This window comes from Streptomyces sp. CB03234, from assembly GCF_001905885.1.
GTDB lineage: Bacteria > Actinomycetota > Actinomycetes > Streptomycetales > Streptomycetaceae > Streptomyces.
Genome location: NZ_LIYH01000002.1, coordinates 195,077 through 219,988, shown reverse-complemented (window position 1 = coordinate 219,988; position 24,912 = coordinate 195,077). Strand labels below are relative to the sequence as shown.

The following is a 24,912-nucleotide window of genomic DNA, read 5'->3' as shown; positions in this document are numbered from 1 at the left end:
GCCCCAACCGGTTTAGGATGCGCGGCATGAGCTTTGGGGGACCCCAGTGGCCGCAGGAGCCGCACCACAGTCATCAGCAGCAGCCGTACGCGCCGCCGCAGACCGGCGCCCCGGACTGGAGCGCCCTCGCCGAGGCCTCCGAGCGGCGTACGCGCCGTAAGCGCCTGCTGATCGCCGGCGGTGCCGTGCTCGCCACCGCCCTGGTGGGCACCATCATCGCGACGGCCATCGTCTCCACCAACAAGGCCGACGACGACGGCGCCAACCTCGCGGACACCACCAGCGGCGCCCCGGAACTGCCCACGGACACCGCCAAGCCGCAGCCGTCGTTCTCCTCCGTGGCGCCCCCGCCCCCGCCGAACCCGATGGACTTCATCTCCACCGCGCAGAAGGACAAGGCGCCCATCAGCGCCGGCTCCCTCTTCCCCGGCAAGAAGCTCACCATGGGCGACCGCGTCCACATCAAGGGCGCCACCGCCTCCACCACCACCTGCGCGGCCGCCGCGGAGGACGGCCTCGGCGCGGTCCTGGAGCGCAACGGCTGCGAGCGCGTGATCCGCGCCACGTACGAGAGGGACGGCGTCGCCGTCACGGTCGGCGTCGCGCTGTTCGAGAACCAGGCGGCCGCGGTGAAGGCCAAGGAGCAGGCGCAGGGCGGCATCGCCCCGCTCGTCGGGTCGGGCGTCAACGGCTTCTGCCAGGCCAAGACGGTCTGCCTGCGCCGCGCCAACTCACTCGGCCGGTACGCCTACTTCACCCAGGCCGGCTTCACCAGCGGCAAGAAGGTGACGAAGGCCGACGAGATCGTCTTCAAGGTCAGCGACGACGTCGGCACGTTCGCCTTCAACCAGATCTACGCCCGCGGCCGCGCCCAGGCCTCAGCAGCAGCCACCGCCCCCGCCACGGGCGGCCAGTGACCGCTTGTTGCGGGCCTCCAGGTTCCTGGCGGCCAGCAGCTCGTCGGCCGGGTAACCGACCTCCTCCAGCGTGAGCCCGTGCGGCCGTACGACATGGACGGCCGAGTCCCGCACCCCGGCGGCCAGCACCTTGCCGGGCCACTCCACCGGCCGGTGCCCGTCGCCGACGAAGAGCAGCGCGCCGACGAGCGAGCGGACCATGTTGTGGCAGAAGGCGTCCGCGCGCACGGTCGCCTCCAGCACCCCGCTGGGCAGCCGCTCCCACCGCAGCTCCTGGAGCGTACGGATGGTCGTCGCGCCGTCCCGCTTCTTGCAGTACGCGGCGAAGTCGTGCTCGCCCACCAGCCGCTCGGCGGCCGCGTTCATGGCGTCGACGTCCAGCGGCCAGTCGTGCCACAGGATGTGCCCGCGCAGCAACGGGTCGACGCCCCCGGGGGTGTCCGTCACCCGGTACGCGTACCGCCGCCAGATCGCGGAGAACCGCGCGTTGAACCCGGGCGGCGCCTCCTCGACCTTCCACACCCGCACGTCGTGCGCCAGCCGCCCGGCCAGCCGCCGCAGCAGCTTGTCCCGGTGCTCGGCCCACACGGCCTCGGGCAGGTCGACGTGGGCGACCTGCCCGCGCGCGTGCACGCCCGCGTCGGTCCGCCCGGCGACGGTCAGCTCGTACGTCTCGGACGACCGCGTCACCGTACGCAGCGCGTCCTCGATGTCGCCCTGCACGGTCCGCTGCCCGCCGGCCTGCTTGGCCCAGCCGTGGAAGTCCTTGCCGTCGTACGAAAGGTCCAGCCGTACCCGTACGAAGCCGGGCTTCACGTCATCGCTCACGCGTCCATCCTCTCAAGCCGAACGGGCCCGCCCCCCGAGAGGGGCGGGCCCGTCCGTCAGCCGTCAAAAAGACGCTCAGGCGTCCTTCGACTCCTCAGCCGGAGCCTCGGCGGCCTCGTCGGCCTTGGTCTCCTCGACCTTGGCCTCGTCGGCCTCCTTGACCGCGCGCTTGGTCGCGGCCTCGGCCTCGGCGACGGTCGCCTTCTTCGCGATCTCGCCCTCGACCAGCTCGATGACCGCCATCGGGGCGTTGTCGCCACGACGGTTGCCGATCTTGGTGATGCGGGTGTAGCCACCCGGGCGCTCGGCGTAGCGCGGAGCGATCTCGGTGAAGAGCGTGTGGACGATGCCCTTGTCCGTGATCGTCTGCAGCACCAGGCGACGGTTGTGGATGTCGCCCTTCTTCGCCTTGGTGATCAGGCGCTCGGCGACCGGACGCAGGCGGCGGGCCTTGGCCTCGGTCGTGGTGATGCGGCCGTGCTCGAAGAGCGACTTCGCGAGGTTCGCGAGGAGCAGCTTCTCGTGCGCGGCGCTGCCGCCCAGACGGGCACCCTTGGCGGGCTTCGGCATGGTGTATCTCCTTGTGATCTGCACCGGCCGTATCAGGTACCGGTGTCAGCCTGTGCGAGGGGCGTGACGCCCCTCGCGCGCCCCCGGCGGTGCCGGGGAGGTCTCTTTCCGGGCTGCCGCCCGGGCCCGGGGCGGAAGCCCCGGCCTGTACTCGGCCCCTGCGGGGCCGAAGGCGTACCGCCCGCATGCCGGGCTGCCTGGGGCCGAAGCCCCGGTCCGCGCCGGCCCCTGCGGGCCGAGAACGTGCCCCGGCACCGGCAAGCCGACCCGGCGGGGGGCCGGGGCCGTCAGGCCCCGGTCCCTCACCGGGAGGTGATCAGTACTGCTCGGTCTCGACGAAGCCCGCGTCCGCGTCGTCGTCGGCGCCGAAGGCGTCGGCGGCGGCGGTCGGGTCGAATCCGGGCGGGCTGTCCTTGAGGGCCAGGCCCATGCCGGCCAGCTTCGCCTTGACCTCGTCGATCGACTTCGCACCGAAGTTGCGGATGTCGAGCAGGTCGGCCTCGGAGCGCGCCACGAGCTCACCCACGGAGTGGATGCCCTCGCGCTTGAGGCAGTTGTACGAACGAACGGTGAGCTCGAGCTCCTCGATCGGCAGCGCCAGGTCGGCGGCGAGGGCGGCGTCCGTCGGGGACGGGCCCATGTCGATGCCCTCGGCGTCGATGTTGAGCTCGCGCGCCAGACCGAACAGCTCGACCAGGGTCTTACCGGCCGACGCCATGGCGTCACGCGGACGCATGGCCTGCTTGGTCTCGACGTCGACGATCAGCTTGTCGAAGTCGGTGCGCTGCTCGACACGCGTCGCCTCGACCTTGTACGTGACCTTGAGCACCGGCGAGTAGATCGAGTCGACCGGGATGCGGCCGATCTCCTGACCCACCTGCTTGTTCTGCACGGCGGAGACGTAGCCGCGACCGCGCTCGACGGTCAGCTCCATCTCCAGCTTGCCCTTGCCGTTCAGCGTGGCGAGCACCAGGTCGGGGTTGTGCACCTCGACACCGGCCGGCGGGGCGATGTCGGCCGCGGTCACGAGGCCCGGGCCCTGCTTGCGCAGGTACATCACGACCGGCTCGTCGTGCTCGCTGGACACGACCAGCTGCTTGATGTTGAGGATGAGGTCGGTGACGTCCTCCTTGACGCCCGGCACGGTGGTGAACTCGTGCAGGACACCGTCGATGCGGATGGACGTGACGGCCGCACCCGGGATCGAGGAGAGGAGCGTACGGCGAAGCGAGTTGCCGAGCGTGTAGCCGAAGCCCGGCTCCAGCGGCTCGATGACGAACCGCGAGCGGTACTCGTCAACAACCTCTTCGGTCAGCGAGGGACGCTGAGCGATAAGCATGGTGTGTTTCCTTCAGTCGTGGACGCCCGCTATTTGACGTCCTCTGATACTGCAAGGGTACGGGCGGCACGCCCCCGAAGAGCCGTACCGCCCGGAACCTCACAAGACAAGCAGCAGCCGTGCGTCAGACGCGGCGGCGCTTCGGCGGACGGCAGCCGTTGTGCGGCGTGGGGGTGACGTCCTGGATGGAGCCGACCTCGAGACCGGTCGCCTGGAGCGAACGGATGGCCGTCTCACGACCCGAGCCCGGGCCCTTGACGAAGACGTCGACCTTGCGCATGCCGTGCTCCTGCGCGCGACGGGCGGCCGACTCGGCGGCCATCTGCGCGGCGAAGGGGGTGGACTTGCGCGAGCCCTTGAAGCCGACGTGGCCGGCGGAGGCCCAGGAGATCACGTTGCCCGAGGGGTCGGTGATCGAGACGATGGTGTTGTTGAACGTGCTCTTGATGTGGGCGTGCCCGTGAGCGACGTTCTTCTTTTCCTTGCGGCGCACCTTCTTGGCAGCGCCCTGACGACCCTTGGGGGGCATGTCTTAACTCCTACGGGAGGTGGTCGGTCCTACAGCGAAGACCGTGGACAGTCGTCCGCTGCGGACTACTTCTTGCCCGGCTTCTTCTTGCCGGCGATGGCGCGACGCGGGCCCTTGCGGGTACGAGCGTTCGTGCTGGTGCGCTGGCCGTGGACCGGCAGACCGCGACGGTGGCGCAGACCCTGGTAGCAGCCGATCTCGACCTTGCGGCGGATGTCGGCCTGGATCTCGCGACGGAGGTCACCCTCGGTCTTGAGGTTGGCGTCCACGTACTCGCGGATCTTGACCAGGTCCTCTTCGGACAGGTCACGAACGCGGGTGTTCGGGTTCACACCGGTGGAGGCGAGGGTCTCCTTCGCCAGGGTGCGGCCGATACCGAAGACGTAGGTGAGTGCGACCTCCACACGCTTGTCGCGCGGGATGTCAACACCGGAAACGCGTGCCATTCAATGGCTCCTGTGTGTTCGGGGGTCTTCCGCAGTACCGATCCCGGCCGCCGTATGAGGCACGGCCCGGGTCCCCGGCCCCCGCCGGAGGTACCGCCAGCCTGATGGCCCGGCGGGCACTGCGTATGTACGAATTGCTCGCGTCGCGCGAAGAACTGCGGAGGTGCAGGTCGGCGTGCGTCAGCCCTGGCGCTGCTTGTGGCGCAGGTTGTCGCAGATGACCATGACCCGGCCGTGACGGCGGATCACCTTGCACTTGTCGCAGATCTTCTTGACGCTCGGCTTGACCTTCATGGGATGTGAGGTTCTCCGGGTCAGTGCCACCGCCCCACAGGTGGGGCGCGACAAGATCTACTTGTATCGGTAGACGATCCGCCCACGCGTCAGGTCGTACGGAGACAGCTCCACCACGACCCGGTCGTCCGGGAGGATACGGATGTAGTGCATCCGCATCTTGCCGGAGATGTGCGCGAGGACCTTGTGACCGTTCTGGAGCTCTACCTTGAACATGGCGTTCGGCAGGGACTCGATCACGGTGCCCTCAATTTCGATGGCACCTTGCTTCTTGGCCACGCTTCGCCCTTCGAATCGGCTACCTTGATCGACTCTCGCCTCCGTGTGCGGACACACGGGTACACGAGAGCCGACGCATCAGTCTACGTCAGGCCCCTGGAAAAGACGAATCCGGAGAGCTTGCCCACCGCCGGAGATCGTTACCCCCCACCCGGAAGGCGGCCTGCGGGGCCGCGTGCGTCGCAGGCCGGCCGCCGTGACGCCCGGCTCCGCGCGCTCCGCCTTGCCGCCGACCCGTCCCCACCCGTCCCTGACGCCGCTCTCGCGGGCCCGGCGGCCGGCCGGTGGGGCCGGTCAGGCCAGCGGGTCCGGGGCCGCCGTCACGCCCAGCTCCGCGAGCTTGGCCTTGCCGCCGTCCGGGGCGGTCAGGACCAGGGGGCCCTGCTCGGTGAGGGCCACGGAGTGCTCCCAGTGGGAGGACCACGTGCCGTCCGTCGTGATGACGGTCCAGTCGTCCTCCAGGACCTCCGTGCGCGGCGTACCGAGCGAGACCATCGGCTCGATCGCCAGGCAGAAGCCGGGCACCAGCTTCGGGCCCTTGCCGCGCTTGCGGGCGACGTAGTTCAGCAGGTGCGGGTCCATGTGCATCTCGGTGCCGATGCCGTGGCCGCCGTAGTCCTCGATGATCCCGAACTTGCCCAGGCTGTGCTCACCCGTCGCCGGGCGCGGCTGGCGGCGGATGTAGGACTCGATGGCCCGCGAGATGTCCACCAGCCGGTTGCCGTTCTTCATCGCGGCGATGCCGGCCCACATCGACTCCTCGGTCACCCGCGACAGCTCGATCAGCTCCGGCGCGTGGCCCGACCCCACGAACGCCGTGTACGCGGCGTCACCGTGCCAGCCGTCGATGATCGCGCCGCAGTCGATGGAGATGATGTCGCCGTCCTTCAGGACGACGTCGTCGCTCGGGATGCCGTGGACGACGACCTCGTTCACGGACGTGCAGATCGTCGCGGGGAACCCGCCGTACCCCAGGAAGTTCGACTTCGCCCCGTGGTCGGCGATCACCTTCCGCGCGACCTCGTCGAGGTCCTTCGTCGTCGCCCCGGGCACCGCCGCCTCGCGCGTCGCCGCGTGGATGGCGGCGACGACAAGCCCCGCCTCGCGCATCTTCGCGATCTGCTCGGGAGTCTTGATCTGCACCATGACGGCTGACGCCTTTCGAAACGGAGAACGGGGTGACCTCACCACGATACGGCCGTACGACGACGGCCGCGGCGCCCCGAGGGGCACCGCGGCCGTCGTACGAAGCACCGTGGTGCTACGCGGCCTTCTCGCCGCGCAGCGCCTCCATCGCGCGCTCGGTCACGTCGTTGACCTTGCCGAGCGCGGAGATGGTGACCACCAGGCCCTGGGCCTTGTAGTGGTCGATGATCGGCTCGGTCTGCGTGTGGTAGACCTCCAGCCGCTTGCGGACGGTCTCCTCGGAGTCGTCCTCGCGCTGGTACAGCTCACCGCCGCAGACGTCACAGACGCCCTCGGTCTTCGGCTTCGAGTACGTCTCGTGGAAGACGTGCGCGCTGTCGTTGCGGCAGATGCGGCGACCCGCGATCCGCTTGACGACCTCGTCCTCGGGGACCTCCAGGTCCAGGACCGCGTCCAGCTTCATGCCCTCGCCGTCGAGCATGGCGTCGAGCGCCTCGGCCTGGGCCACGTTGCGCGGGAACCCGTCGAGCAGGAAGCCGTTCACGGCGTCGGGCTGCTCCATACGGTCCTTGGCCATCCCGATGGTGACCTCGTCGGGTACGAGGTTGCCGGCGTCCATGTACGCCTTGGCCTGCTTGCCCAGCTCCGTGCCCTGACTGATGTTGGCGCGGAACAGGTCGCCCGTGGAGATGTGCGGAATCGACAGGTTCTTGGCAAGGAACGCGGCCTGCGTTCCCTTGCCGGCACCGGGCGGTCCGACGAGGACGATTCGCATCAGCGGAGGAACCCTTCGTAATTGCGCTGCTGGAGCTGGCTCTCGATCTGCTTCACGGTCTCCAGCCCCACACCCACGATGATGAGGATGCTCGTCCCGCCGAACGGGAAGTTGGCATTGGCGCCACCGAAGCCTGCCAACGCCATCGTCGGCACAAGAGCGATCAGACCCAGATACAGCGAGCCCGGCCAGGTGATCCGGTTGAGCACGTAGCTCAGGTACTCGGCAGTAGGTCGACCAGCCCGGATACCCGGGATGAAGCCACCATACTTCTTCATGTTGTCCGCGACTTCCTCGGGGTTGAACGAGATCGCCACATAGAAGAAGGCGAAGAACACGATCAGGAGGAAGTACACGGTGATGTAGTACGGGTGGTCACCCTTGACGAAGTGGGCTTCGATCCAGGTTTTCCAGCCCGACTGGGAGTTGGAGAACTGGGCGATCAAGGCCGGGATGTAGAGCAGCGACGAGGCGAAGATGACAGGAATCACACCTGCCTGGTTCACCTTGAGCGGGATGTACGTGGACGTACCGCCGTAGGACCGGCGGCCGATCATGCGCTTCGCGTACTGCACCGGGATGCGGCGCTGGGCCTGCTCGACGAAGACGACCAGGCCCACCATCACGAAGCCGATCAGGATGACGGTGCCGAACTCGATCCAGCCCTGCGCGAGCTTGCCGCTGACCTTGATGGCCCACAGGGCGCCCGGGAAGCCGGCGGCGATCGAGATGAACATCAGGATCGACATGCCGTTGCCGATGCCGCGGTCGGTGATGAGCTCACCGAGCCACATCACGAGGGCGGTGCCCGCCGTCATGGTGATGACCATCAGGATGGTCACGAAGATCGACCGGTCCGGAACCACCTGGCCCGCCACCGTGCAGCCACTGAACAGCGCGCCGGTACGGGCGGTCGCCACCAGACCGGTGCCCTGCAGGATCGCGAGCGCGATCGTCAGGTACCGCGTGTACTGCGTGATCTTGGCCGTACCCGACTGACCCTCCTTCTTGAGGGCTTCGAGGCGCGGGATGACCACGGTCAGCAGCTGCAGGATGATGCTCGCCGTGATGTACGGCATGATGCCGAGCGCGAAGATGGTGATCTGCAGAAGCGCGCCGCCGCTGAACAGGTTCACCAGGCCGAGCAGGCTGTTGCCGCCCTTGCTGGCCTCGTCCACACACTGCTGGACGGACTGGTAGTCGACACCCGGGACGGGGATGTGGGCCCCGAGCCGGTAGATCACGATGATGCCCAGCGTGAAGAGCAGCTTCTTGCGCAGGTCGGGCGTCTTGAACGCCCGGGCGAACGCGGTGAGCACGGTGCCTCCTGCGACCCCCGCGTTACGCGCGTGAGGGTGACGGTTTGGTATGTGAGTAGATACAAACACGGCAGCCTTACGCCACGGAGGCAGACTGCCGGGACACTAACAGCGGCTACCATACCCGGCCGCCACGCCCGCGTGAAACGTCGCTGAGCCACGTCAACTGCGGGTAACCCGAATCGTCCCCGGGCGAGCGGTCGCCTCGGTCCCACACAGGACAACGGCGCAGCGCCGCGTTTGGCGCCCGACTCCGTGCGGACCCGGTGAAGATGTCCGAAAGCCGCCGTGGACCGGCGTGAAGCAACAGGGCGGGACCGGCGCAGGCGGCAGGAGACGTACCGACGCCGAGCCGGCACGAAAAGAGCCTGGCCGACGCCCACGAGGGGCGCCGGCCAGGCTCTTTGCCGTCAGTGTCCGACGGTGTCCGTCAGGACGTAGCTCAGACGAGCTCGGTGACGGTGCCGCCCGCGGCGGCAATCTTCTCCTTGGCGGAGCCGGAGACGGCGTCAACCGAAACCTGCAGCGCCACGGAGATCTCGCCCTGGCCCAGGACCTTGACGAGGCTGTTCTTGCGCACCGCGCCCTTGGCGACCAGGTCGGCCACCGTGACCTCGCCACCCTCGGGGTAGAGCGAGGCGAGCTTGTCCAGGTTCACGACCTGGTACTCGGTGCGGAACGGGTTCTTGAAGCCCTTCAGCTTCGGGAGACGCATGTGGAGGGGCATCTGCCCACCCTCGAAGCGCTCCGGAACCTGGTAGCGGGCCTTCGTACCCTTGGTACCACGACCAGCGGTCTTACCCTTGGACGCCTCACCACGACCCACACGGGTCTTGGCGGTCTTGGCGCCCGGGGCAGGCCGGAGGTTGTGGGCCTTCAGCGGGCTGTTCTCCGCCATGTCAGTCAACCTCCTCAACCGTCACGAGGTGGCGGACGGTGTGCACCATGCCGCGGAACTCGGGGCGGTCCTCCTTGACAACCACGTCGCCCAGGCGCTTGAGGCCCAGGGTACGCAGGGTGTCGCGGTGGTTCTGCTTGCTGCCGATGTACGACTTCGTCTGCGTGACCTTGAGGCGAGCCATTACGCACCCGCCCCTGCACGCGCACGGAGGAGAGCCGCGGGGGCGACGTCCTCGAGGGGCAGACCACGGCGAGCCGCGATCTCCTCGGGACGCTGCAGGCCCTTGAGGGCCGCCACGGTCGCGTGCACGATGTTGATCGCGTTGTCGGAGCCGAGCGACTTCGACAGGATGTCGTGAACGCCGGCGCACTCGAGCACGGCACGCACCGGGCCACCGGCGATAACACCGGTACCGGGGGAAGCCGGCTTGAGCAGGACGACGCCCGCGGCCTTCTCACCCTGGATCGGGTGCGGGATGGTGCCCTGGATACGGGGGACCTTGAAGAAGTGCTTCTTGGCCTCCTCCACACCCTTGGCGATGGCGGCCGGCACCTCCTTGGCCTTGCCGTAACCGACACCCACGGTGCCGTCACCGTCGCCCACCACGACCAGCGCGGTGAAGCTGAAGCGACGACCACCCTTCACAACCTTGGCGACGCGGTTGATCGCGACAACGCGCTCAACGTACGCGGTCTTCTCGGCGGCAGCAGCGCCGCCGTCACGGCCCTTCCGGTCCCGCCGCTCGCCGCCACCGGCACCGCTTCCGCGGCGCTGGGGTCCAGCCATTGGAATTACCTCTCTTCGTTTTCCGCTGAGCTACGGAACCGGCTCAGAACTTGAGACCGGCTTCGCGGGCGGCGTCCGCCAGGGCGGCAATGCGCCCGGCGTACTGGTTGCCGCCACGGTCGAACACGACAGCCTCGATGCCGGCGGCCTTGGCACGCTCGGCCACGAGCTGGCCGACCTGCTTCGCCTTCGCCGACTTGTCGCCTTCGCCGCCGCGGATGGACGCGTCCAGGGTTGACGCCGACGCGAGGGTGTGACCCGCGATGTCGTCGATGACCTGAGCGGTGATGCCGCGGTTGGAACGCGTGACGACCAGGCGCGGACGCTCGGTCGTACCCGCGATCTTCTTGCGGATGCGGATGTGGCGACGCTTCAGAGCAGCGCCCTTGTAGGCCTTGCCCTTGGCAATCTTCACGCCGTATGCCATGGCTTACTTACCAGCCTTTCCGACCTTGCGGCGGATGACCTCACCCGCGTACTTCACGCCCTTGGCCTTGTAAGGGTCGGGCTTGCGAAGCTTGCGGATGTTAGCGGCGACCTCGCCGACCTTCTGCTTGTCGATGCCCTCGACCGAGAACTTGGTCGGAGACTCGACCTTGAAGGAGATGCCCTCGGGCGCCTCCACCAGGATCGGGTGGCTGTAGCCGAGCTGGAACTCCAGGTTGGAGCCCTTCGCGGCAACGCGGTAACCGACACCGCTGATCTCGAGCGCCTTCGTGTACCCCTGGGTCACACCGGTGATCATGTTGGCCACCAGCGTGCGGGACAGGCCGTGGAGGGCCTTGTTCTGACGCTCGTCGTTCGGACGGGTGACGTTGAGAACGCCGTCCTCGCCCTTAACGATCTCGATCGGCGCGGCGACGGTGTGGCTCAGGGTGCCCTTGGAACCCTTCACCGTGACCGTGCGGCCTTCGATGGTGACGTCCACGCCGGCGGGAACCGTGATGGGGAGCTTGCCAATACGCGACATTAGCTTTTCCTCCGTTCCCGACTACCAGACGTAGGCGAGGACTTCCCCACCCACGCCCTTCTTCTGCGCCTGCTGGCCGGTCAGGAGGCCGTGGGACGTGGAGATGATCGCCACGCCCAGACCGCCGAGGACCTTCGGCAGGTTGGTGGACTTCGCGTAAACCCGCAGACCGGGCTTCGAGATCCGCTTGATGCCCGCGATGGAGCGCTCACGGTTCGGACCGAACTTGAGCTCGAGGACGAGGTTCTTGCCAACCTCGGCGTCCTCGACGCGCCAGCCCGTGATGAAGCCCTCCTGCTGGAGGATTTCCGCGATGTGAGACTTGATCTTGCTGTGCGGCATCGTCACGGTGTCGTGGTACGCCGAGTTCGCGTTCCGCAGACGCGTAAGCATGTCTGCGATCGGATCAGTCATGGTCATGAATTGGCCTTCGGCCTCTCTCGCCGGGGTTTCCTGTATGCGCCATCCCTCTCCCCGCTCATGGGCGGGACGGGTGCGGTGCGGGGACCTACGGCGTAGTAAGTCGTACGGGCGGCAGGCGCCCAACCCCACAAGCCTACGACATGTGGAGAAGGGCTCCTGCCGACCAGATGCTTACCGAGAGACTCCGGTCATCCCAAGTGAGGGATTACCAGGAGCTCTTGGTCACGCCCGGCAGCTCGCCACGGTGAGCCATCTCACGGAGGCACACGCGGCACAGGCCGAACTTGCGGTAGACGGAGTGCGGACGACCGCAGCGCTGGCAGCGGGTGTACGCGCGCACGCCGAACTTGGGCTTGCGGGCAGCCTTCGCGATGAGAGCCTTCTTCGCCATCTCGCTTACGCCTCCTTGAACGGGAAGCCGAGGTGACGGAGGAGCGCACGGCCCTCTTCGTCGTTGGTCGCCGTGGTCACCACGGTGATGTCCATACCCCGGACACGGTCGATCTTGTCCTGGTCGATCTCGTGGAACATGACCTGCTCCGTGAGACCGAAGGTGTAGTTGCCACGGCCGTCGAACTGCTTGGGGGACAGGCCGCGGAAGTCGCGGATGCGCGGGAGCGCCAGCGACAGGGTGCGGTCCAGGAACTCCCACATGCGGTCGCCACGGAGCGTGACGTGGGCACCGATCGGCTGGCCCTCACGCAGCTTGAACTGCGCGATGGACTTGCGGGCCTTGGTCACGGCCGGCTTCTGACCGGTGATCGTGGTGAGGTCCTTGATGGCACCCTCGATCAGCTTGGAGTCGCGGGCGGCGTCGCCCACACCCATGTTGACCACGATCTTGACGAGGCCGGGAACCTGCATGACGTTCTCGTACGAGAACTCCTCACGCAGCTTGCCCGCGATCTCCTCGCGGTACTTCGTCTTCAGACGCGGAGTGGTGGTGGTAGCCATCAGATGTCCTCACCCGTCCGCTTGGCAACGCGGATCTTGTTGCCCTCGTCGTCGAAGCGGTAACCGACGCGGGTCACGACCTTCTTGCCGTCCTTCTCCACGACGAGCTGAACGTTGCTCACGTGAATGGGGGCCTCGGTGGTGACGATGCCGCCGGTCTGCGAACCACGAGCGGTCTGGCCGGCCTTGGTGTGCTTCTTGACCCGGTTGACACCCTCGACCAGGACGCGGTCCTCACGGGGGAAGGCCGCGATGACCTTGCCCTGCTTGCCCTTGTCCTTACCGGTGATGACCTGAACCAGGTCGCCCTTCTTGATCTTCATGCTTACAGCACCTCCGGCGCGAGCGAGATGATCTTCATGAACTTCTTCTCGCGCAGTTCACGGCCCACGGGGCCGAAGATACGGGTGCCGCGAGGGTCGCCGTCGTTCTTCAGAATGACGGCGGCGTTCTCGTCGAAGCGGATGTACGAGCCGTCCTGGCGGCGGCGCTCCTTGACGGTGCGAACGATGACCGCCTTGACGACGTCACCCTTCTTCACGTTGCCACCGGGGATCGCGTCCTTGACGGTGGCGACGATGACGTCACCGATGCCCGCGTAGCGGCGACCGGAACCACCGAGAACACGGATGCAAAGGATCTCCTTGGCACCAGTGTTGTCGGCGACACGCAGTCGCGACTCCTGCTGGATCACGTCTATCTCCTGATTGTCTGCCGGTTCCCGGCAGGGGCGCCTCTTGCGAGGTCAACCCCTGCCGAGCCTGGCGGAACGAACTCGGGGGAAACCCCCCGAGCGATTACTTGGCCTTCTCGAGGATCTCGACGACGCGCCAGCGCTTGGTCGCGGACAGCGGCCGGGTCTCCATGAGGAGGACACGGTCGCCGACACCCGCGGCGTTCTGCTCGTCGTGCGCCTTGAGCTTGTTGGTACGGCGGATGACCTTGCCGTACAGCGCGTGCTTGACGCGGTCCTCGACAGCGACGACGACGGTCTTGTCCATCTTGTCGCTGACGACCAGACCCTCGCGGGTCTTGCGGAATCCGCGCTCGGTCTTTGCAGTCTCAGTCACGTTGTTCTCGCTCATCAGGCGCTCTCCACCGTCTCGATGCCCAGCTCGCGCTCACGCATCAGGGTGTAGATCCGGGCGATGTCCTTACGGACGGACTTGAGCCGACCGTGGTTCTCGAGCTGGCCCGTCGCCGCCTGGAAGCGGAGGTTGAACAGCTCTTCCTTGGCCTCGCGGAGCTTGTTGAGAAGCTCCTCGTTGCCCAGCTCGCGCAGCTCGGACGCCTTGGTACCGGCCGACATCACAGCTCACCTGCCTCGCGCTTGACGATCTTGCACTTCATCGGCAGCTTGTGGGCGGCACGAGTCAGGGCCTCACGCGCGATCTTCTCGTTCGGGTAGGACAGCTCGAACATCACCCGACCGGGCTTGACGTTCGCGACCCACCACTCCGGCGAACCCTTACCGGAACCCATGCGGGTCTCGGCAGGCTTCTTGGTCAGCGGGCGGTCCGGGTAGATGTTGATCCAGACCTTGCCGCCACGCTTGATGTGGCGGGTCATCGCGATACGGGCCGCCTCGATCTGGCGGTTGGTCACGTACGCCGGAGTGAGGGCCTGGATGCCGTACTCGCCGAACGCAACCTGCGTACCACCCTTGGACATACCGCTGCGCTTCGGGTGGTGCTGCTTGCGGTGCTTGACCCTACGGGGGATCAGCATTTCGGTCAGGCCTCCGTTCCGGTGCTCTCAGCCGGAGCAGCGGCAGCGGCCTCGGCCTTGGGGGCCTCGGCAGCGGAACCGGTCTGCTGCGGCTTGCGACCGCGACCGCCACGCTCGCCACCGCGGCCACCACGGCCGGCGGGGCGCTCAGCACCACCACGGGCCGGACGGTTGCCGGCGCGGGCAGCGGCGTTCTCGGCGCGGACCTCGGCGATGTTCTTGACGTCGCCCTTGTAGATCCAGACCTTCACGCCGATGCGGCCGAAGGTGGTCTTGGCCTCGAAGAAGCCGTACTCGACGTTCGCGCGGAGCGTGTGCAGCGGCACACGGCCCTCGCGGTAGAACTCCGAGCGGGACATCTCGGCGCCGCCGAGACGGCCACCACACTGGATCTTGATGCCCTTGGCGCCCGCCTTCATCGCCGACTGCATGCTCTTGCGCATGGCGCGGCGGAAGGAGACGCGGGAGGACAGCTGCTCGGCAACGGCCTGGGCGACCAGCTGGGCGTCGACCTCGGGGTTCTTGACCTCGAGGATGTTCAGCTGGACCTGCTTGCCCGTGAGCTTCTCGAGGTCGCCGCGGATGCGGTCGGCCTCGGCGCCACGGCGGCCGATGACGATGCCCGGACGAGCGGTGTGGATGTCCACCCGCACGCGGTCACGGGTGCGCTCGATCTCCACCTTCGAGATGCCGGCGCGCTCCATGCCGGACGTCATCATCCGACGGATGGCGACGTCTTCCTTGACGTAGTCCTTGTACAGCTTGTCGGCGTACCAGCGCGACTTGAAGTCGGTGGTGATGCCGAGCCGGAACCCGTGCGGGTTTACCTTCTGGCCCATTACCGGGTTCCTTCCTTGCTGCTGACGACCACGGTGATGTGGCTGGTCCGCTTGCGGATCCGGTAGGCACGGCCCTGGGCGCGCGGACGGAACCGCTTCAGGGTCGGGCCCTCGTCGACGTACGCCTCGCTGATGAACAGCGAAGAGGCGTCCGTGTGGTCGTAGTTGTGCGCGGCGTTGGCAATGGCGCTGTCCAGCACCTTGCCCACCGGCACGCTCGCGGCCTGCGGGGCGAAACGCAGGACCGCCTGAGCCTCCGTGGCGTCCATGCCACGGATGAGGTCCACCACGCGGCGGGCCTTCATGGGCGTGACGCGGATGTACCGCGCCTGGGCCCTGGCTTCCATGGTTGTCCCTTCAGTGTCTGACACGTTCGTCATGGTCTTTCACCCCGCTACTAGCGGCGCTTCGACTTCCGGTCTTCCTTGACGTGACCCCGGAAGGTGCGCGTCGGCGAGAACTCGCCGAGCTTGTGGCCGACCATCGACTCGGTGACGAACACCGGGATGTGGGTCTTGCCGTTGTGCACCGCGATCGTGTGGCCGAGCATGGCCGGGACGATCATCGAGCGACGGGACCAGGTCTTGATGACGTTCTTGGTGCCTGCTTCGTTCTGCGTGTCCACCTTCTTGATCAGGTGGTCGTCGACGAAGGGCCCCTTCTTGAGACTGCGCGGCATCTAAACCCGCTCCTAGCGCTTCTTGTTCGTCTTGCGGCGGCGGACGATGTACTTGTTGCTCGCCTTCTTGGGAGAACGAGTACGACCCTCCTTCTGACCCCAGGGGGAGACCGGGTGGCGACCACCGGAGGTCTTGCCCTCACCACCACCGTGCGGGTGGTCGACCGGGTTCATCGCCACACCGCGGACGGTCGGGCGAACACCCAGCCAGCGCTTACGGCCGGCCTTGCCCCAGTTGATGTTCGACTGCTCGGCGTTGCCGACCTCGCCGATGGTGGCGCGGCAGCGGACGTCGACCAGGCGGATCTCACCGGACGGCATGCGCAGGTGGGCCATCTGGCCCTCCTTCGCGAGCAGCTGCACGGAGGCACCCGCGGAGCGGGCGAACTTGGCGCCACCACCGGGACGGAGCTCGATCGCGTGGATCGTGGTACCGACCGGGATGTTGCGCAGCGCCAGGTTGTTGCCGGGCTTGATGTCGGCGCCGGGGCCGTTCTCGACCCGGTCGCCCTGGTTCAGGCCACGCGGGGCGATGATGTAGCGCTTCTCGCCGTCCACGTAGTGGAGGAGCGCGATGCGCGCGGTGCGGTTCGGGTCGTACTCGATGTGAGCGACCTTGGCCGGCACGCCGTCCTTGTCGTGACGACGGAAGTCGATCACGCGGTAGGCGCGCTTGTGGCCACCGCCCTGGTGACGGACGGTCACACGACCGGTGTTGTTACGGCCGCCCTTGCTGTGCAGGGGGCGGACCAGCGACTTCTCCGGCGTGGACCGCGTGATCTCGACAAAGTCGGCGACGCTGGAGCCACGACGGCCCGGAGTCGTCGGCTTGTACTTGCGGATACCCATTTCTCAGTCCTCGTCCGATATTCGGACCAGGGCGCTCCGTTAGGAGGCCTGGCCGAAGATGTCGATACGGTTGCCCTCAGCAAGGGTCACGATGGCGCGCTTGGTGTTCGCGCGCTTACCGAAACCGGTGCGGGTGCGCTTGCGCTTGCCCTGGCGGTTGATCGTGTTCACCGACGCGACCTTGACCGAGAAGACCGCCTCGACGGCCTGCTTGATCTGGGTCTTGTTCGCGGTGGGGGCCACGATGAACGTGTACTTGTTCTCGTCGAGCAGCGCGTAGCTCTTCTCGGAGACAACCGGCTTGACAAGAACGTCGCGCGGGTCGGAGAAGGTCTTGCTGGTGATCTCGGCCATCAGGCCTCGCTCCCCTCGTTGTCATCGGCCTTGGGGCCAGACACGAAGGACTCGAAGGCGGCCTTGGTGAAGACCACGTCGTCGGAGACGATCACGTCGTACGTGTTCAGCTGGCCCGGCTCCAGGATGTGCACCTGGGGCAGGTTGCGGGCGGACAGCCACGCGGCCTCGTCGGCGCGCTCGACGACCAGGAGCAGGTTCTTGCGCTCCGAGATCTTGCCGAACAGCGTCTTGGCGGCCTTGGTGGAGACCTCGCCCTCGACCACGCCGGTGACGACGTGGATACGGGAGTGACGCGCCCGGTCCGAGAGGGCACCGCGCAGGGCGGCGGCCTTCATCTTCTTCGGGGTGCGCTGCGAGTAGTCACGCGGCACGGGACCGTGGACGACGCCACCGCCGGCGAACTGCGGGGCGCGGGTCGAACCCTGACGGGCGCGGCCGGTGCCCTTCTGGCGGTACGGCTTCTTGCCACCACCGCGGACTTCGCCACGGGTCTTGGTCTTGTGCGTGCCCTGTCGGGCAGCGGCCAGCTGGGCGACGACGACCTGGTGGATCAGCGGAACGCTGGTCTTCGCGTCGAAGATCTCCGCGGGGAGCTCGACGGTACCGGCCTTGTCGCCTGCCGGCGAAAGGATGTCAATGGTGCTCATCGTTACCTCAGGCCCCCTTGGCCGCGGTACGGACCAGGACGAGGCCGCCGTTCGGACCGGGGACCGCGCCCTTGATGAGCAGCAGACCCTTCTCCGCGTCAACGGCGTGGACGGTCAGGTTCTGGGTGGTGACCCGCTCGTTGCCCATGCGGCCCGCCATGCGGAGGCCCTTGAACACACGGCCCGGGGTGGCGCAGCCACCGATGGAACCGGGCGAGCGGTGCTTGCGCTGGGTGCCGTGTCCGGCGCCCAGGCCACGGAAGTTGTGGCGCTTCATGACACCGGCGAAGCCCTTGCCCTTGCTCTTGCCGGTGACGTCGACCTTGATGCCCGCCTCGAAGACCTCAGCGGTGATCTCCTGGCCGAGCGTGTACTCGGAGGCGTCAGCGGTGCGGATCTCCACCAGGTGGCGGCGCGGGGTGACGTCGGCCTTGGCGAAGTGACCCTTGAGGGGCTTGTTCACCTTGCGCGGGTCGATCTCGCCGAAGGCGATCTGGACCGACTCGTAGCCGTCAGTGTCGTTGGTGCGGACCTGGGTGACGACGCAGGGCCCAGCCTTGACGACGGTCACCGGGACGACCCGGTTGTTCTCGTCCCAGACCTGGGTCATGCCGAGCTTCTCGCCCAGGACGCCCTTAATGTTCTTAGCCATCTCGCGCGTCACCTCAGAGCTTGATCTCGATGTCGACGCCGGCCGGGAGGTCGAGGCGCATGAGCGAGTCAACCGTCTTCGGCGTGGGGTCGAGGATGTCGATGAGGCGCTTGTGCGTGCGCATCTCGAAGTGCTCGCGCGAGTCCTTGTACTTGTGCGGCGACTTGATGACGCAGTACACGTTCTTCTCAGTGGGCAGCGGCACCGGGCCCGCGACCGACGCACCAGTGCGCGTCACCGTCTCGACGATCTTCTTCGCCGACGAGTCGATGACCTCGTGGTCGTAGGCCTTGAGCCGGATGCGGATCTTCTGTCCCGCCATGGCTACTCAGTAGTCCTGTCTCTCGTAACGCTCTGGAACCTGGTGAGCTGCGCCCGTAGCGCTGCACTGCCTCCGACCCACGCGGTCGGGCGTGTCGCATTCCCTCTACGCAGATATCCCGAAGGATTTCCCAACCAAGGGGGGTGCGGGCCCAAAGACCGCGAGCCGGGGGCAACACACCCACCGGGTGCCTGGCCGGCGCCCCGCCCACGCTTCCCGAAAGATTCCCGTACGTCCGCCCCTGATCAGGGGCGACGAGTACTGTGGGACTCGCTTCCGGTCCTCCCGGCGGGAGGCGCGCAGCATCGGCACTCAACCGAGCAACCCCGACAGTCTGCCATACGGGGCAGAGGCGACGCCAATCGAGCCGAAGAGATTACCCCGCGGGGTGTCCCTGTCAAACCGCGGCACACCCCCACCACCGGCGGAACCTCCTGGTCCGCACCCACGCGTCAGGTCCTGGTCACGGTGCCGCACTCCTGGGACAGCTCGTCCAGGGGCTTGCTGCGATCGTAGGGGTCGACCAGCCTGCCGCCGCCTCCGCCGTCCTCACCTGCCACCAGGTCCGAGAGGAACTGGGGGTGCAGGAAGCCGTCGCCGTCGCGCGAGCAGTCGTCGTTGCCGGCGCTCTCGTCCATGCGCAGGACGTACAGCTTCCCCGGCGTCGTACGGATCTTCTCGGGGTCGTACAGGGCGAGGGTCAGCTGCCTGCGCACGACGGTCCGGGCGACCTCCGTGGCGCCGGGGCCAGCCTTCACCACCGGGTAGACGAACGTGTAATCGGCGTGCACGAGCACCTGGCCGTCCCGCTCGCCCCTCTCGTAGGTCAGCTTGCCCCGGACCTTCACCACGTTCCCCGCCGGACGGACCTCGGACGGGTCGAAGCGGCTGAAGACCCACAGCGGGTCGCGGTCCACGCTGGGGTGGGTCAGGGCCTTCTCCAGCACTCCGCGCCCGTCGGCCTGGAGCGGGTCCAGGAGATCCAGCGCGGCCCCGGGGCGCTCGCCCCTGAGCGTGGCGGGGTCCAGATTGGCGGCGACGAGCAGCTTCTTGGTGCTGTTCAGCGCGTGGGCGACCTGCTCCTCGGTCATCCCGCCGACGGCCTTCGCCCCCGGTACCGCGATCCCCGCGGCGCCGTCCGCCCAGTCGACCGCGGGCGAGCCCCGGAAGGGCTCCTTGAGCGTGGGCGTGTCGCCACCGGCCCCTCCCGCCGGGGGCGCGGCGGTGTCGGCGTACCCCGTCCCGCGGGTGGTGAACCGGTCGGTGACCAGCTCCGGGCGTACGGCGACGACCAGGAGCCCCGCCGCCAGCAGGATCCCGAGCACCCCGGCCAGGCGCCGGCGCCGGGTGGCGCGCCCGTCGAGCTCCCGCCAGGCCGGCCCGGTACGCCACCCCTCGGGCTGCCCGGAACGGGCGACCCGGGCCGCACGCGCGGCGCGCTCATCGGCCGACGGCTCCTTGGGGACGTCCCTGGAGGCGGCCGCCCCACCGTCCTGCTCCGCGGCGCGGAGGAACCGCGCCCACTCCTCGTCGGACACGGACGGCTCGTCTCCGGGCCGTCCTTCCGGTGCGCTCGTCCCCACGTCCCCACCCCTGCCATGTCGCTGACGCGAACATTTGATCATGTCGGCCGGGCGGCTCCCTCGACGATCCGTGCGATCCCGTCCAGGAGGGGCCCCAGCCCGAAGGCGAAGAGCGCGTCGAGATCGAGGTCGTACCCGCCCTCGAAGCCGGCGAGGGTACGGGCGAGGGCCGGATAGCGCCCGGAGTCGACGACCTCCCGCATCGCCGCCGCCTGCCCGTCCATCCACTCGTCCTCGGTGAGCCCGGTCGCGGCCTGCGCCTGCACCTCACGCTCCAGGTTGACGGCCAGGCCCTGGACGTAGCTGTAGATCAGCAGGTGAATGTCGAAGCGCGTCTTCGCGTCGAGGCCGCTGCCGTCCAGCGCGGCGAGCACCCATTCTCCGTGGGCCATCAGGTTCGGCAGGACCAGCGGGCGGGTGAGCGGGCCGATCTGGGCCACCCACGGGTGGCGGCGGCAGACCTGCCACATGGCGCGCGCCCCCGCCTCCATACGCGCCCGCCACCCCTCGGGCGGTACGGCGGGGTGCGCGACCTCTCCGTACGCGGCGTCCGCCATCAGCGCCACGAGCTCGTCCTTGCTGCCGACATGGCGGTACGGGGACATCGCGGCCACCCCGAGGCGGGCGGCGACACCCCGCATGGACAGGGCGGCCAGCCCTTCCGCGTCGGCGATCTCGATGGCGGCGCGAACGATGCGGGCCCGGGTCAAGTCCGGTTCCGCGGTCCGCCCGGGGGCCCGGGGCGCCTCCCGTTCCGGGGCCGCGGTCCCGGCGACGACGGTGCCGACACGGGGCCGGGCCTCGACGGCACCCTCCAGGCGCAGCGCGGTGAGCGCCTTGGTGGCGGTGGCGAGGGCGACGCCCCACTGCCGGGCGATCTGCCGGGTGGAGGGGACGCGGTCGCCGGGGCGGAGGTCGCCGTCGGCGATGCGCTGCCGGATGTCGGCGGCGATGCGGAGGTAGGGGGGCTGGTCGCCCATGGGCCACCTCGATTTCTTTTCGACGTCCGTGCGCCCTGTACTAGGGCAGAGCCTAGCAGCGACAGGTCCCCGCTTGCCGTGACTGACCTAGTACAGATGCCTTGTTGTAGCTGCTTGGCAGGCATGCGTGTACGCCGTACATTCAGCGACGTACACCGTATCGAAGGGAGCTGGGCCATGCAGTCCGTACTCATTTCCGGTGCCGGTATCGCCGGATCCGCGCTCGCGTGCCTCCTGCGCCGCCGGGGCTTCACGCCCACCGTCGTCGAGCGCGCCCCCGCTCTGCGCAGGGGTGGGCAGGCCATCGACGTCCGGGGCGTCGCCCTGGACGTGATCGACCGCATCGGCGTCCTCGAGCAGGCACGCGCGGTCCGTACCCGGATACGGGGCATGTCGGTCCTGGACGCGGAGGGCACGGAGATCGACCGCTCGACGGAGTACGCGCTGAGCAGCGGCCGGCTGGACAGCGCCGACATCGAGGTACTGCGCGACGATCTGGCGCGGCTGCTGTACGACCGGGCGCGCGACGGCGTCGAGTACGTCTTCGGCGACGGCGTCACCGCGCTCACCGAGGACACCGACGGGGTCGTCGCGGACTTCGCCCACGCCCCGCCGCGCCGCTTCGACCTGGTGGTCGGCGCCGACGGCCTGCACTCGACGGTACGGCGGCTCGTCTTCGGACCGGAGGAGGCCTTCGCCCGGCACCTGGGCAGCTACCTGTCGGTGTTCAGCGCGGACAACTTCCTGGACCTGGACCACTGGCAGCTCTGGATGCGTGACGGCGACGCGGGGTTCTGCGTCGTGCCCGTACGCGACAACCGCGAGCTGCGGATCGCGTTCGGCTTCGAGTCCGGGCCGCTGGGCGGCGGTGCCGACCTGAGATCCATGATCGTGGCGCGGCTCGCCGCCCTGCGCTGGGAGAGCGACCGGCTGACGAAGGCCGCGCTGGAGGCCCCGGACTTCTACTGCGACGCCATGGCCCAGATCCACATGGACCACTGGACCCGGGGCCGCACGGCCCTGCTCGGCGACGCCGGATACTGCCCCTCGCCGCTGTCCGGCCAGGGCACGAGCCTGGCCCTGGTCGGCGCGTACGTCCTGGCCGACGCGCTGGCGGGGGCGGGCGGCGACCACGGGGCGGCCTTCGCCGCGTACGAGTCGCGCATGCGGCCGTTCGTCGCCGCGAACCAGGCCCTGGCGACCGAGAACCCGGGCGGCCCGGCGTCGGAGGAGTCGCTGAACCGAGCGAAGAACGCGATCACGCTCAACGCCCCGTCCTGACCGCCACCCAGCCCGCCGGGGCGCCCTCCCTCCCGAGAGTCGCAGGCTCCGGCACCCCCAACCCACGCCCCGGGGGTGCGCCGTCCGGTCACGGTCACCGTTCCGGGCCGCCCTCCCCTCCGAGAGTCGCAGGCTCCGGCACCCCCAACCCACGCCCCGGGGGTGCGCCGTCCGGTCACGGTCACCGTTCCGGGCCGCCCTCCCCTCCGAGAGTCGCGGGCTCCGGCGCCCTGTCAAGGGCGCTTCGCGTCGGCTTCGCCGATGGGCTTCGCCCACCCTTGACAGGCCGCCTCCGCCCGCGCGTTTTCTCTCGGAGGGCGGCCCCGGGGAGCAGGCATCCGGGGGGCCAGCCGCAAGAGTCGGGCTCGTTGCCGAGGCGACCCGGCCGGAGCAGGCGCGGCAGAGGAATGGGGTGCTCGCTCTCGGCTCAGCGGCTGGCCGCCGTCTGTCGGCCGGGGTACAAGACCTCGCTCCTGCCGGTGGTGGGTGCGCCCCAGTGCAATGGGGCATCCGGGCCCGGCCCGGCGACTGCGGGCGGGTGAGGGGTTGGGGTGCAGGCAGGTGGCTGGGGTGGGTGCGGGGCTGGGCCAGGGTGTTGCCCTGGCGGAGGGGCGCCCGGCCGCCTGGGGCCGGGGTGCTCCTGGGCACCTCATCAACCTTGCATGCCACGCAGGGTGCCCCACCCGTCTCCTTGGTCACACCAGCACCGGGATCGGTGAGTTGCGGGCGGTGTGGGACACCTTCCCGTCGGGGTGTCCGGCCTCTGGGTGTCTCATCCCGCCCACACCTTCGGCGAGGTGATACGGATGGGACTGGAGAGGGTGGGAAGGGCGCGCCCCAAGCGGTGCCGGGTGCCGGGCCGACCTGGTCCCGCGACGGGACACGATGGCTGGCGTCAGGCGGGCGCGGTGTGCGGGGCTCGAGGTCCCCCGGGCCCGGCTTGCCTCACCAAGACGCCTCACCGGCCCCCACCGTCACACCTGCACCAGGGCCGAGGAGTTGTGTGCGACGTAGGACACCTACCGGCGATGAGCATCCGGGCGCGGGTGTCCCATCCCGCCCACAACTCCGGCGGTCGGTGCCGCTGTCATTGGAGGGGCCGCCCCTTCCCGAACTTCGAGTGCGCCGGGAGCCGTGGGCCCGGGCCCGAGCGGGAGCCCGCGCCGCGCCGGGAGCTTCACGTCCAGGCACCCGGCATCCCCACCGTGTCCCGGCCGGACAGGGCAACACCCAGGCCCAGCCCCGCACCCAGCCCAGCCACCTGCCTGTACCCCGGCCCCTCACCCGGCCGCAGTCGCCGGGCCGACCCCGGATGCCCCACACCACTTGGGCGCACCCACCACTCACCGGAGCGAGGTCTTGTGCCGCAACCCGAAGACGGCCGCCCGCCGCTTAGCCAAGCGCCGCCGCCCCATTCCACTGCCGCGCCTGCCGGGCGGCCTTGGCCACGAGCGCCCGGAAAGGGGCTGGCCCCCCGGGATGCCTGCTCCCCGGGGCCGCCCTCCGAGAGAAAACGCGCGGGCGGAGGCGGCCTGTCAAGGGTGGGCGAAGCCCATCGGCGAAGCCGACGCGAAGCGCCCTTGACAGGGCGCCGGAGCCCGCGACTCTCGGAAGGGAGGGCGGCCCGGAACGGCAACCATGACCAGACGGCCCACCCCCGGGACGTGGGTAGGAGGCACCCGTGAGGACCAGCGAGGAGGTCTACCACCGGCTCCTGTGGGATCCGCGCTTCGATCCCGCCCGGTTCGTACTGGGCGTACGCCTCCGCGAGGGCGGACCCGGGCGGGTGCGGCTGACCGACTTCGTACCGGGCGGCGACATCCCGTGGCACCGGGTGCTGTTCTTCGAGGCCGACGGGGAGGTGGTGTGGGACCGGACCACGGGCGTGGAGCGGCTCGACGCGACCGACGCCGGGCGGGTACGGAGCCTCGATGTGCCGCCCACGCCGCGCACGGCGGTGGCATGGCTGCCGCCCGACGAGCTGTGGCCGCCGATCCAGGCCGTCCGCCGGGACCACGACCCCCAGATCCACCGCTGGCCGCCGCACGTCAACCTGCTCTTCGGCTTCGTACCCGAGGAGGACTTCCCGCGTGCCGCGCCCCTTCTGACCTCGGCGGCCGCCGAGGTCGCCCCCTTTCCGGCGCGGCTGTCCGGCATCCACACCTTCCGGCACCGGGCCGGCTCCACGGTGTGGCTGGATCCGGCGGCCGCGGACGACCGGCCGTGGGCCGACCTGCACCGGGCGCTGTGCCTCCGCTTCCCCTCCTGCACGGGCCACCGCCAGGGCTTCACGCCGCACCTGAGCCTCGGCCGCACCCGCCACCCCCGGGACGTCGCCGCCGAGTGCGCCGAGCGGCTGGGCGCGTGGGGGCCGCTCACCGCGCGGGTGGCGGAGGTGGTGGTGCTGTCCCGCCGTGCCGACGAACCGATGCGGGTACGGGCGCGGGTCGCGCTCGGCACCGGCGAGGTGCGGTGGGTGGACGACTGAGGGGCCTGAGGGGCCTGAGGGACCTGAGGGA

The 24,912-nt window shown here is 68.9% G+C and carries 35 protein-coding genes and 1 pseudogene; 3 read left to right on the top strand and 33 right to left on the bottom strand.

The genetic code is table 11. The features are described 5' to 3' along the window. Nucleotides 1-26: 26 nt before the first annotated feature. A complete protein-coding gene (locus AMK26_RS07845; RefSeq protein WP_073753504.1) occupies nt 27-917 on the top strand; it encodes a hypothetical protein in 891 nt (296 codons plus the stop codon). Here AMK26_RS07845 and truA read toward each other — a convergent pair. The 33 genes from truA to AMK26_RS07675 form a co-directional block, all read right to left on the bottom strand. Beyond that, nucleotides 879-1,745 (bottom strand): tRNA pseudouridine(38-40) synthase TruA, encoded by an 867-nt coding sequence (truA, locus tag AMK26_RS07840; protein WP_073753502.1) that lies wholly within the window; start codon nt 1,743-1,745, stop codon nt 879-881. The two genes, AMK26_RS07845 and truA, sit on opposite strands and share 39 nt — an antisense overlap. A gap of 75 nt (nt 1,746-1,820) precedes the next feature. Next, nucleotides 1,821-2,315, bottom strand: a complete 495-nt coding sequence (rplQ, locus tag AMK26_RS07835) for a 50S ribosomal protein L17 (RefSeq protein WP_073753500.1) — start codon at nt 2,313-2,315, stop codon at nt 1,821-1,823. A 316-nt stretch (nt 2,316-2,631) separates the two neighbouring features. Beyond that, nucleotides 2,632-3,654, bottom strand: a complete 1,023-nt coding sequence (locus AMK26_RS07830; RefSeq protein ID WP_003956430.1) for a DNA-directed RNA polymerase subunit alpha — start codon at nt 3,652-3,654, stop codon at nt 2,632-2,634. A 124-nt stretch (nt 3,655-3,778) separates the two neighbouring features. After that, nucleotides 3,779-4,183: a 30S ribosomal protein S11 gene (rpsK, locus tag AMK26_RS07825; protein WP_003956432.1), complete on the bottom strand. Its 405-nt coding sequence runs from the start codon at nt 4,181-4,183 to the stop codon at nt 3,779-3,781. 65 nt (nt 4,184-4,248) lie between these two features. After that, on the bottom strand, nt 4,249-4,629 hold the full coding sequence (gene rpsM, locus AMK26_RS07820) for a 30S ribosomal protein S13 (RefSeq protein ID WP_064069941.1): 381 nt from the start codon (nt 4,627-4,629) through the stop codon (nt 4,249-4,251). Between the two features lie 180 nt (nt 4,630-4,809). Continuing rightward, nucleotides 4,810-4,923, bottom strand: coding sequence for a 50S ribosomal protein L36 (gene rpmJ, locus AMK26_RS07815; RefSeq protein ID WP_003956441.1), 114 nt, complete (start codon nt 4,921-4,923; stop codon nt 4,810-4,812). 57 nt (nt 4,924-4,980) lie between these two features. Then, nucleotides 4,981-5,202: a translation initiation factor IF-1 gene (gene infA, locus AMK26_RS07810; RefSeq protein ID WP_003956442.1), complete on the bottom strand. Its 222-nt coding sequence runs from the start codon at nt 5,200-5,202 to the stop codon at nt 4,981-4,983. 294 nt (nt 5,203-5,496) lie between these two features. Further along, entirely contained in the window at nt 5,497-6,348 is an 852-nt protein-coding gene (gene map, locus AMK26_RS07805) for a type I methionyl aminopeptidase (RefSeq protein WP_073753498.1), read from the bottom strand. Nucleotides 6,349-6,463: 115 nt separating this feature from the next. Then, entirely contained in the window at nt 6,464-7,123 is a 660-nt protein-coding gene (locus AMK26_RS07800; protein ID WP_073753496.1) for an adenylate kinase, read from the bottom strand. Beyond that, nucleotides 7,123-8,442, bottom strand: a complete 1,320-nt coding sequence (gene secY / locus AMK26_RS07795; protein WP_073753494.1) for a preprotein translocase subunit SecY — start codon at nt 8,440-8,442, stop codon at nt 7,123-7,125. Before secY ends, AMK26_RS07800 begins: the two co-directional genes overlap by 1 nt. Nucleotides 8,443-8,884: 442 nt before the next feature. Further along, nucleotides 8,885-9,340, bottom strand: a complete 456-nt coding sequence (rplO, locus tag AMK26_RS07790; RefSeq protein WP_073753492.1) for a 50S ribosomal protein L15 — start codon at nt 9,338-9,340, stop codon at nt 8,885-8,887. 1 nt (nt 9,341) lies between these two features. Then, nucleotides 9,342-9,524 (bottom strand): 50S ribosomal protein L30, encoded by a 183-nt coding sequence (rpmD, locus tag AMK26_RS07785; RefSeq protein ID WP_073753490.1) that lies wholly within the window; start codon nt 9,522-9,524, stop codon nt 9,342-9,344. Beyond that, entirely contained in the window at nt 9,524-10,129 is a 606-nt protein-coding gene (rpsE, locus tag AMK26_RS07780) for a 30S ribosomal protein S5 (protein ID WP_005313527.1), read from the bottom strand. The genes rpmD and rpsE overlap by 1 nt, the downstream gene beginning before the upstream one ends. Nucleotides 10,130-10,172: 43 nt before the next feature. Continuing rightward, nucleotides 10,173-10,556, bottom strand: a complete 384-nt coding sequence (gene rplR, locus AMK26_RS07775; protein ID WP_031076680.1) for a 50S ribosomal protein L18 — start codon at nt 10,554-10,556, stop codon at nt 10,173-10,175. A 3-nt stretch (nt 10,557-10,559) separates the two neighbouring features. Next, complete coding sequence (gene rplF / locus AMK26_RS07770; RefSeq protein WP_064069946.1) at nt 10,560-11,099, bottom strand: 50S ribosomal protein L6; 540 nt, start codon at nt 11,097-11,099, stop codon at nt 10,560-10,562. Between the two features lie 21 nt (nt 11,100-11,120). Further along, nucleotides 11,121-11,519 (bottom strand): 30S ribosomal protein S8, encoded by a 399-nt coding sequence (gene rpsH / locus AMK26_RS07765; RefSeq protein WP_073753488.1) that lies wholly within the window; start codon nt 11,517-11,519, stop codon nt 11,121-11,123. A 208-nt stretch (nt 11,520-11,727) separates the two neighbouring features. Beyond that, a complete protein-coding gene (locus tag AMK26_RS07755) occupies nt 11,728-11,913 on the bottom strand; it encodes a type Z 30S ribosomal protein S14 (RefSeq protein ID WP_003956452.1) in 186 nt (61 codons plus the stop codon). A 5-nt stretch (nt 11,914-11,918) separates the two neighbouring features. Further along, nucleotides 11,919-12,476 carry a 50S ribosomal protein L5 gene (rplE, locus tag AMK26_RS07750; protein WP_073753487.1) on the bottom strand — a complete coding sequence of 186 codons (558 nt, stop codon included), beginning with the start codon at nt 12,474-12,476 and terminating at the stop codon, nt 11,919-11,921. Then, nucleotides 12,476-12,799, bottom strand: a complete 324-nt coding sequence (gene rplX, locus AMK26_RS07745; RefSeq protein ID WP_073753485.1) for a 50S ribosomal protein L24 — start codon at nt 12,797-12,799, stop codon at nt 12,476-12,478. Before rplX ends, rplE begins: the two co-directional genes overlap by 1 nt. Before the next feature lie 2 nt (nt 12,800-12,801). Further along, nucleotides 12,802-13,170 (bottom strand): 50S ribosomal protein L14, encoded by a 369-nt coding sequence (gene rplN / locus AMK26_RS07740; protein ID WP_003956455.1) that lies wholly within the window; start codon nt 13,168-13,170, stop codon nt 12,802-12,804. 103 nt (nt 13,171-13,273) lie between these two features. Further along, nucleotides 13,274-13,561 (bottom strand): 30S ribosomal protein S17, encoded by a 288-nt coding sequence (gene rpsQ / locus AMK26_RS07735; protein WP_031076673.1) that lies wholly within the window; start codon nt 13,559-13,561, stop codon nt 13,274-13,276. Beyond that, entirely contained in the window at nt 13,561-13,785 is a 225-nt protein-coding gene (rpmC, locus tag AMK26_RS07730; RefSeq protein ID WP_015035581.1) for a 50S ribosomal protein L29, read from the bottom strand. Before rpmC ends, rpsQ begins: the two co-directional genes overlap by 1 nt. Then, on the bottom strand, nt 13,785-14,204 hold the full coding sequence (gene rplP / locus AMK26_RS07725; RefSeq protein WP_073753483.1) for a 50S ribosomal protein L16: 420 nt from the start codon (nt 14,202-14,204) through the stop codon (nt 13,785-13,787). Before rplP ends, rpmC begins: the two co-directional genes overlap by 1 nt. Before the next feature lie 5 nt (nt 14,205-14,209). After that, a complete protein-coding gene (gene rpsC / locus AMK26_RS07720) occupies nt 14,210-15,043 on the bottom strand; it encodes a 30S ribosomal protein S3 (protein ID WP_073753481.1) in 834 nt (277 codons plus the stop codon). After that, nucleotides 15,043-15,390, bottom strand: a complete 348-nt coding sequence (rplV, locus tag AMK26_RS07715; protein WP_009327087.1) for a 50S ribosomal protein L22 — start codon at nt 15,388-15,390, stop codon at nt 15,043-15,045. The genes rpsC and rplV overlap by 1 nt, the downstream gene beginning before the upstream one ends. A gap of 50 nt (nt 15,391-15,440) precedes the next feature. Beyond that, nucleotides 15,441-15,722, bottom strand: coding sequence for a 30S ribosomal protein S19 (gene rpsS / locus AMK26_RS07710; RefSeq protein WP_073753479.1), 282 nt, complete (start codon nt 15,720-15,722; stop codon nt 15,441-15,443). A 12-nt stretch (nt 15,723-15,734) separates the two neighbouring features. Beyond that, nucleotides 15,735-16,571 (bottom strand): 50S ribosomal protein L2, encoded by an 837-nt coding sequence (gene rplB, locus AMK26_RS07705; protein ID WP_018847502.1) that lies wholly within the window; start codon nt 16,569-16,571, stop codon nt 15,735-15,737. 39 nt (nt 16,572-16,610) lie between these two features. Further along, a complete protein-coding gene (rplW, locus tag AMK26_RS07700) occupies nt 16,611-16,925 on the bottom strand; it encodes a 50S ribosomal protein L23 (protein WP_073753477.1) in 315 nt (104 codons plus the stop codon). Continuing rightward, a complete protein-coding gene (rplD, locus tag AMK26_RS07695) occupies nt 16,925-17,575 on the bottom strand; it encodes a 50S ribosomal protein L4 (RefSeq protein WP_064069951.1) in 651 nt (216 codons plus the stop codon). The genes rplW and rplD overlap by 1 nt, the downstream gene beginning before the upstream one ends. A gap of 7 nt (nt 17,576-17,582) precedes the next feature. Continuing rightward, nucleotides 17,583-18,227: a 50S ribosomal protein L3 gene (gene rplC, locus AMK26_RS07690; RefSeq protein WP_031076660.1), complete on the bottom strand. Its 645-nt coding sequence runs from the start codon at nt 18,225-18,227 to the stop codon at nt 17,583-17,585. Between the two features lie 13 nt (nt 18,228-18,240). Then, entirely contained in the window at nt 18,241-18,549 is a 309-nt protein-coding gene (rpsJ, locus tag AMK26_RS07685) for a 30S ribosomal protein S10 (RefSeq protein ID WP_003948644.1), read from the bottom strand. A gap of 452 nt (nt 18,550-19,001) precedes the next feature. Then, on the bottom strand, nt 19,002-20,087 hold the full coding sequence (locus AMK26_RS07680) for a hypothetical protein (RefSeq protein ID WP_241837825.1): 1,086 nt from the start codon (nt 20,085-20,087) through the stop codon (nt 19,002-19,004). Between the two features lie 83 nt (nt 20,088-20,170). Beyond that, complete coding sequence (locus AMK26_RS07675) at nt 20,171-21,112, bottom strand: TetR/AcrR family transcriptional regulator C-terminal domain-containing protein (protein ID WP_073753473.1); 942 nt, start codon at nt 21,110-21,112, stop codon at nt 20,171-20,173. A 177-nt stretch (nt 21,113-21,289) separates the two neighbouring features. Here AMK26_RS07675 and AMK26_RS07670 point away from each other — a divergent pair, with 177 nt between their 5' ends. Both AMK26_RS07670 and AMK26_RS07665 read left to right on the top strand, forming a co-directional pair. Next, entirely contained in the window at nt 21,290-22,393 is a 1,104-nt protein-coding gene (locus tag AMK26_RS07670; protein WP_073753471.1) for an FAD-dependent monooxygenase, read from the top strand. Between the two features lie 1,681 nt (nt 22,394-24,074). Next, nucleotides 24,075-24,878 (top strand): annotated as a pseudogene (locus tag AMK26_RS07665) (RNA repair domain-containing protein); the annotation flags it as partial. Nucleotides 24,879-24,912 lie beyond the last annotated feature (34 nt).

Bases quoted from the DNA above. Each gene is read 5' to 3' on its own strand.
- AMK26_RS07845 (WP_073753504.1), top strand. From the start codon at position 27: ATGAGCTTTGGGGGACCCCAGTGGCCGCAGGAGCCGCACCACAGTCAT.
- rplQ (WP_073753500.1), bottom strand. From the start codon at position 2,315: ATGCCGAAGCCCGCCAAGGGTGCCCGTCTGGGCGGCAGCGCCGCGCAC.
- AMK26_RS07830 (WP_003956430.1), bottom strand. From the start codon at position 3,654: ATGCTTATCGCTCAGCGTCCCTCGCTGACCGAAGAGGTTGTTGACGAG.
- rpsK (WP_003956432.1), bottom strand. From the start codon at position 4,183: ATGCCCCCCAAGGGTCGTCAGGGCGCTGCCAAGAAGGTGCGCCGCAAG.
- rpsM (WP_064069941.1), bottom strand. From the start codon at position 4,629: ATGGCACGCGTTTCCGGTGTTGACATCCCGCGCGACAAGCGTGTGGAG.
- rpmJ (WP_003956441.1), bottom strand. From the start codon at position 4,923: ATGAAGGTCAAGCCGAGCGTCAAGAAGATCTGCGACAAGTGCAAGGTG.
- map (WP_073753498.1), bottom strand. From the start codon at position 6,348: ATGGTGCAGATCAAGACTCCCGAGCAGATCGCGAAGATGCGCGAGGCG.
- AMK26_RS07800 (WP_073753496.1), bottom strand. From the start codon at position 7,123: ATGCGAATCGTCCTCGTCGGACCGCCCGGTGCCGGCAAGGGAACGCAG.
- rplO (WP_073753492.1), bottom strand. From the start codon at position 9,340: ATGGCGGAGAACAGCCCGCTGAAGGCCCACAACCTCCGGCCTGCCCCG.
- rpmD (WP_073753490.1), bottom strand. From the start codon at position 9,524: ATGGCTCGCCTCAAGGTCACGCAGACGAAGTCGTACATCGGCAGCAAG.
- rpsE (WP_005313527.1), bottom strand. From the start codon at position 10,129: ATGGCTGGACCCCAGCGCCGCGGAAGCGGTGCCGGTGGCGGCGAGCGG.
- rplR (WP_031076680.1), bottom strand. From the start codon at position 10,556: ATGGCATACGGCGTGAAGATTGCCAAGGGCAAGGCCTACAAGGGCGCT.
- rplF (WP_064069946.1), bottom strand. From the start codon at position 11,099: ATGTCGCGTATTGGCAAGCTCCCCATCACGGTTCCCGCCGGCGTGGAC.
- rpsH (WP_073753488.1), bottom strand. From the start codon at position 11,519: ATGACCATGACTGATCCGATCGCAGACATGCTTACGCGTCTGCGGAAC.
- AMK26_RS07755 (WP_003956452.1), bottom strand. From the start codon at position 11,913: ATGGCGAAGAAGGCTCTCATCGCGAAGGCTGCCCGCAAGCCCAAGTTC.
- rplE (WP_073753487.1), bottom strand. From the start codon at position 12,476: ATGGCTACCACCACCACTCCGCGTCTGAAGACGAAGTACCGCGAGGAG.
- rplX (WP_073753485.1), bottom strand. From the start codon at position 12,799: ATGAAGATCAAGAAGGGCGACCTGGTTCAGGTCATCACCGGTAAGGAC.
- rpsQ (WP_031076673.1), bottom strand. From the start codon at position 13,561: ATGAGCGAGAACAACGTGACTGAGACTGCAAAGACCGAGCGCGGATTC.
- rpmC (WP_015035581.1), bottom strand. From the start codon at position 13,785: ATGTCGGCCGGTACCAAGGCGTCCGAGCTGCGCGAGCTGGGCAACGAG.
- rplP (WP_073753483.1), bottom strand. From the start codon at position 14,204: ATGCTGATCCCCCGTAGGGTCAAGCACCGCAAGCAGCACCACCCGAAG.
- rpsC (WP_073753481.1), bottom strand. From the start codon at position 15,043: ATGGGCCAGAAGGTAAACCCGCACGGGTTCCGGCTCGGCATCACCACC.
- rplV (WP_009327087.1), bottom strand. From the start codon at position 15,390: ATGGAAGCCAGGGCCCAGGCGCGGTACATCCGCGTCACGCCCATGAAG.
- rpsS (WP_073753479.1), bottom strand. From the start codon at position 15,722: ATGCCGCGCAGTCTCAAGAAGGGGCCCTTCGTCGACGACCACCTGATC.
- rplB (WP_018847502.1), bottom strand. From the start codon at position 16,571: ATGGGTATCCGCAAGTACAAGCCGACGACTCCGGGCCGTCGTGGCTCC.
- rplW (WP_073753477.1), bottom strand. From the start codon at position 16,925: ATGGCCGAGATCACCAGCAAGACCTTCTCCGACCCGCGCGACGTTCTT.
- rplD (WP_064069951.1), bottom strand. From the start codon at position 17,575: ATGAGCACCATTGACATCCTTTCGCCGGCAGGCGACAAGGCCGGTACC.
- rplC (WP_031076660.1), bottom strand. From the start codon at position 18,227: ATGGCTAAGAACATTAAGGGCGTCCTGGGCGAGAAGCTCGGCATGACC.
- rpsJ (WP_003948644.1), bottom strand. From the start codon at position 18,549: ATGGCGGGACAGAAGATCCGCATCCGGCTCAAGGCCTACGACCACGAG.
- AMK26_RS07675 (WP_073753473.1), bottom strand. From the start codon at position 21,112: ATGGGCGACCAGCCCCCCTACCTCCGCATCGCCGCCGACATCCGGCAG.
- AMK26_RS07670 (WP_073753471.1), top strand. From the start codon at position 21,290: ATGCAGTCCGTACTCATTTCCGGTGCCGGTATCGCCGGATCCGCGCTC.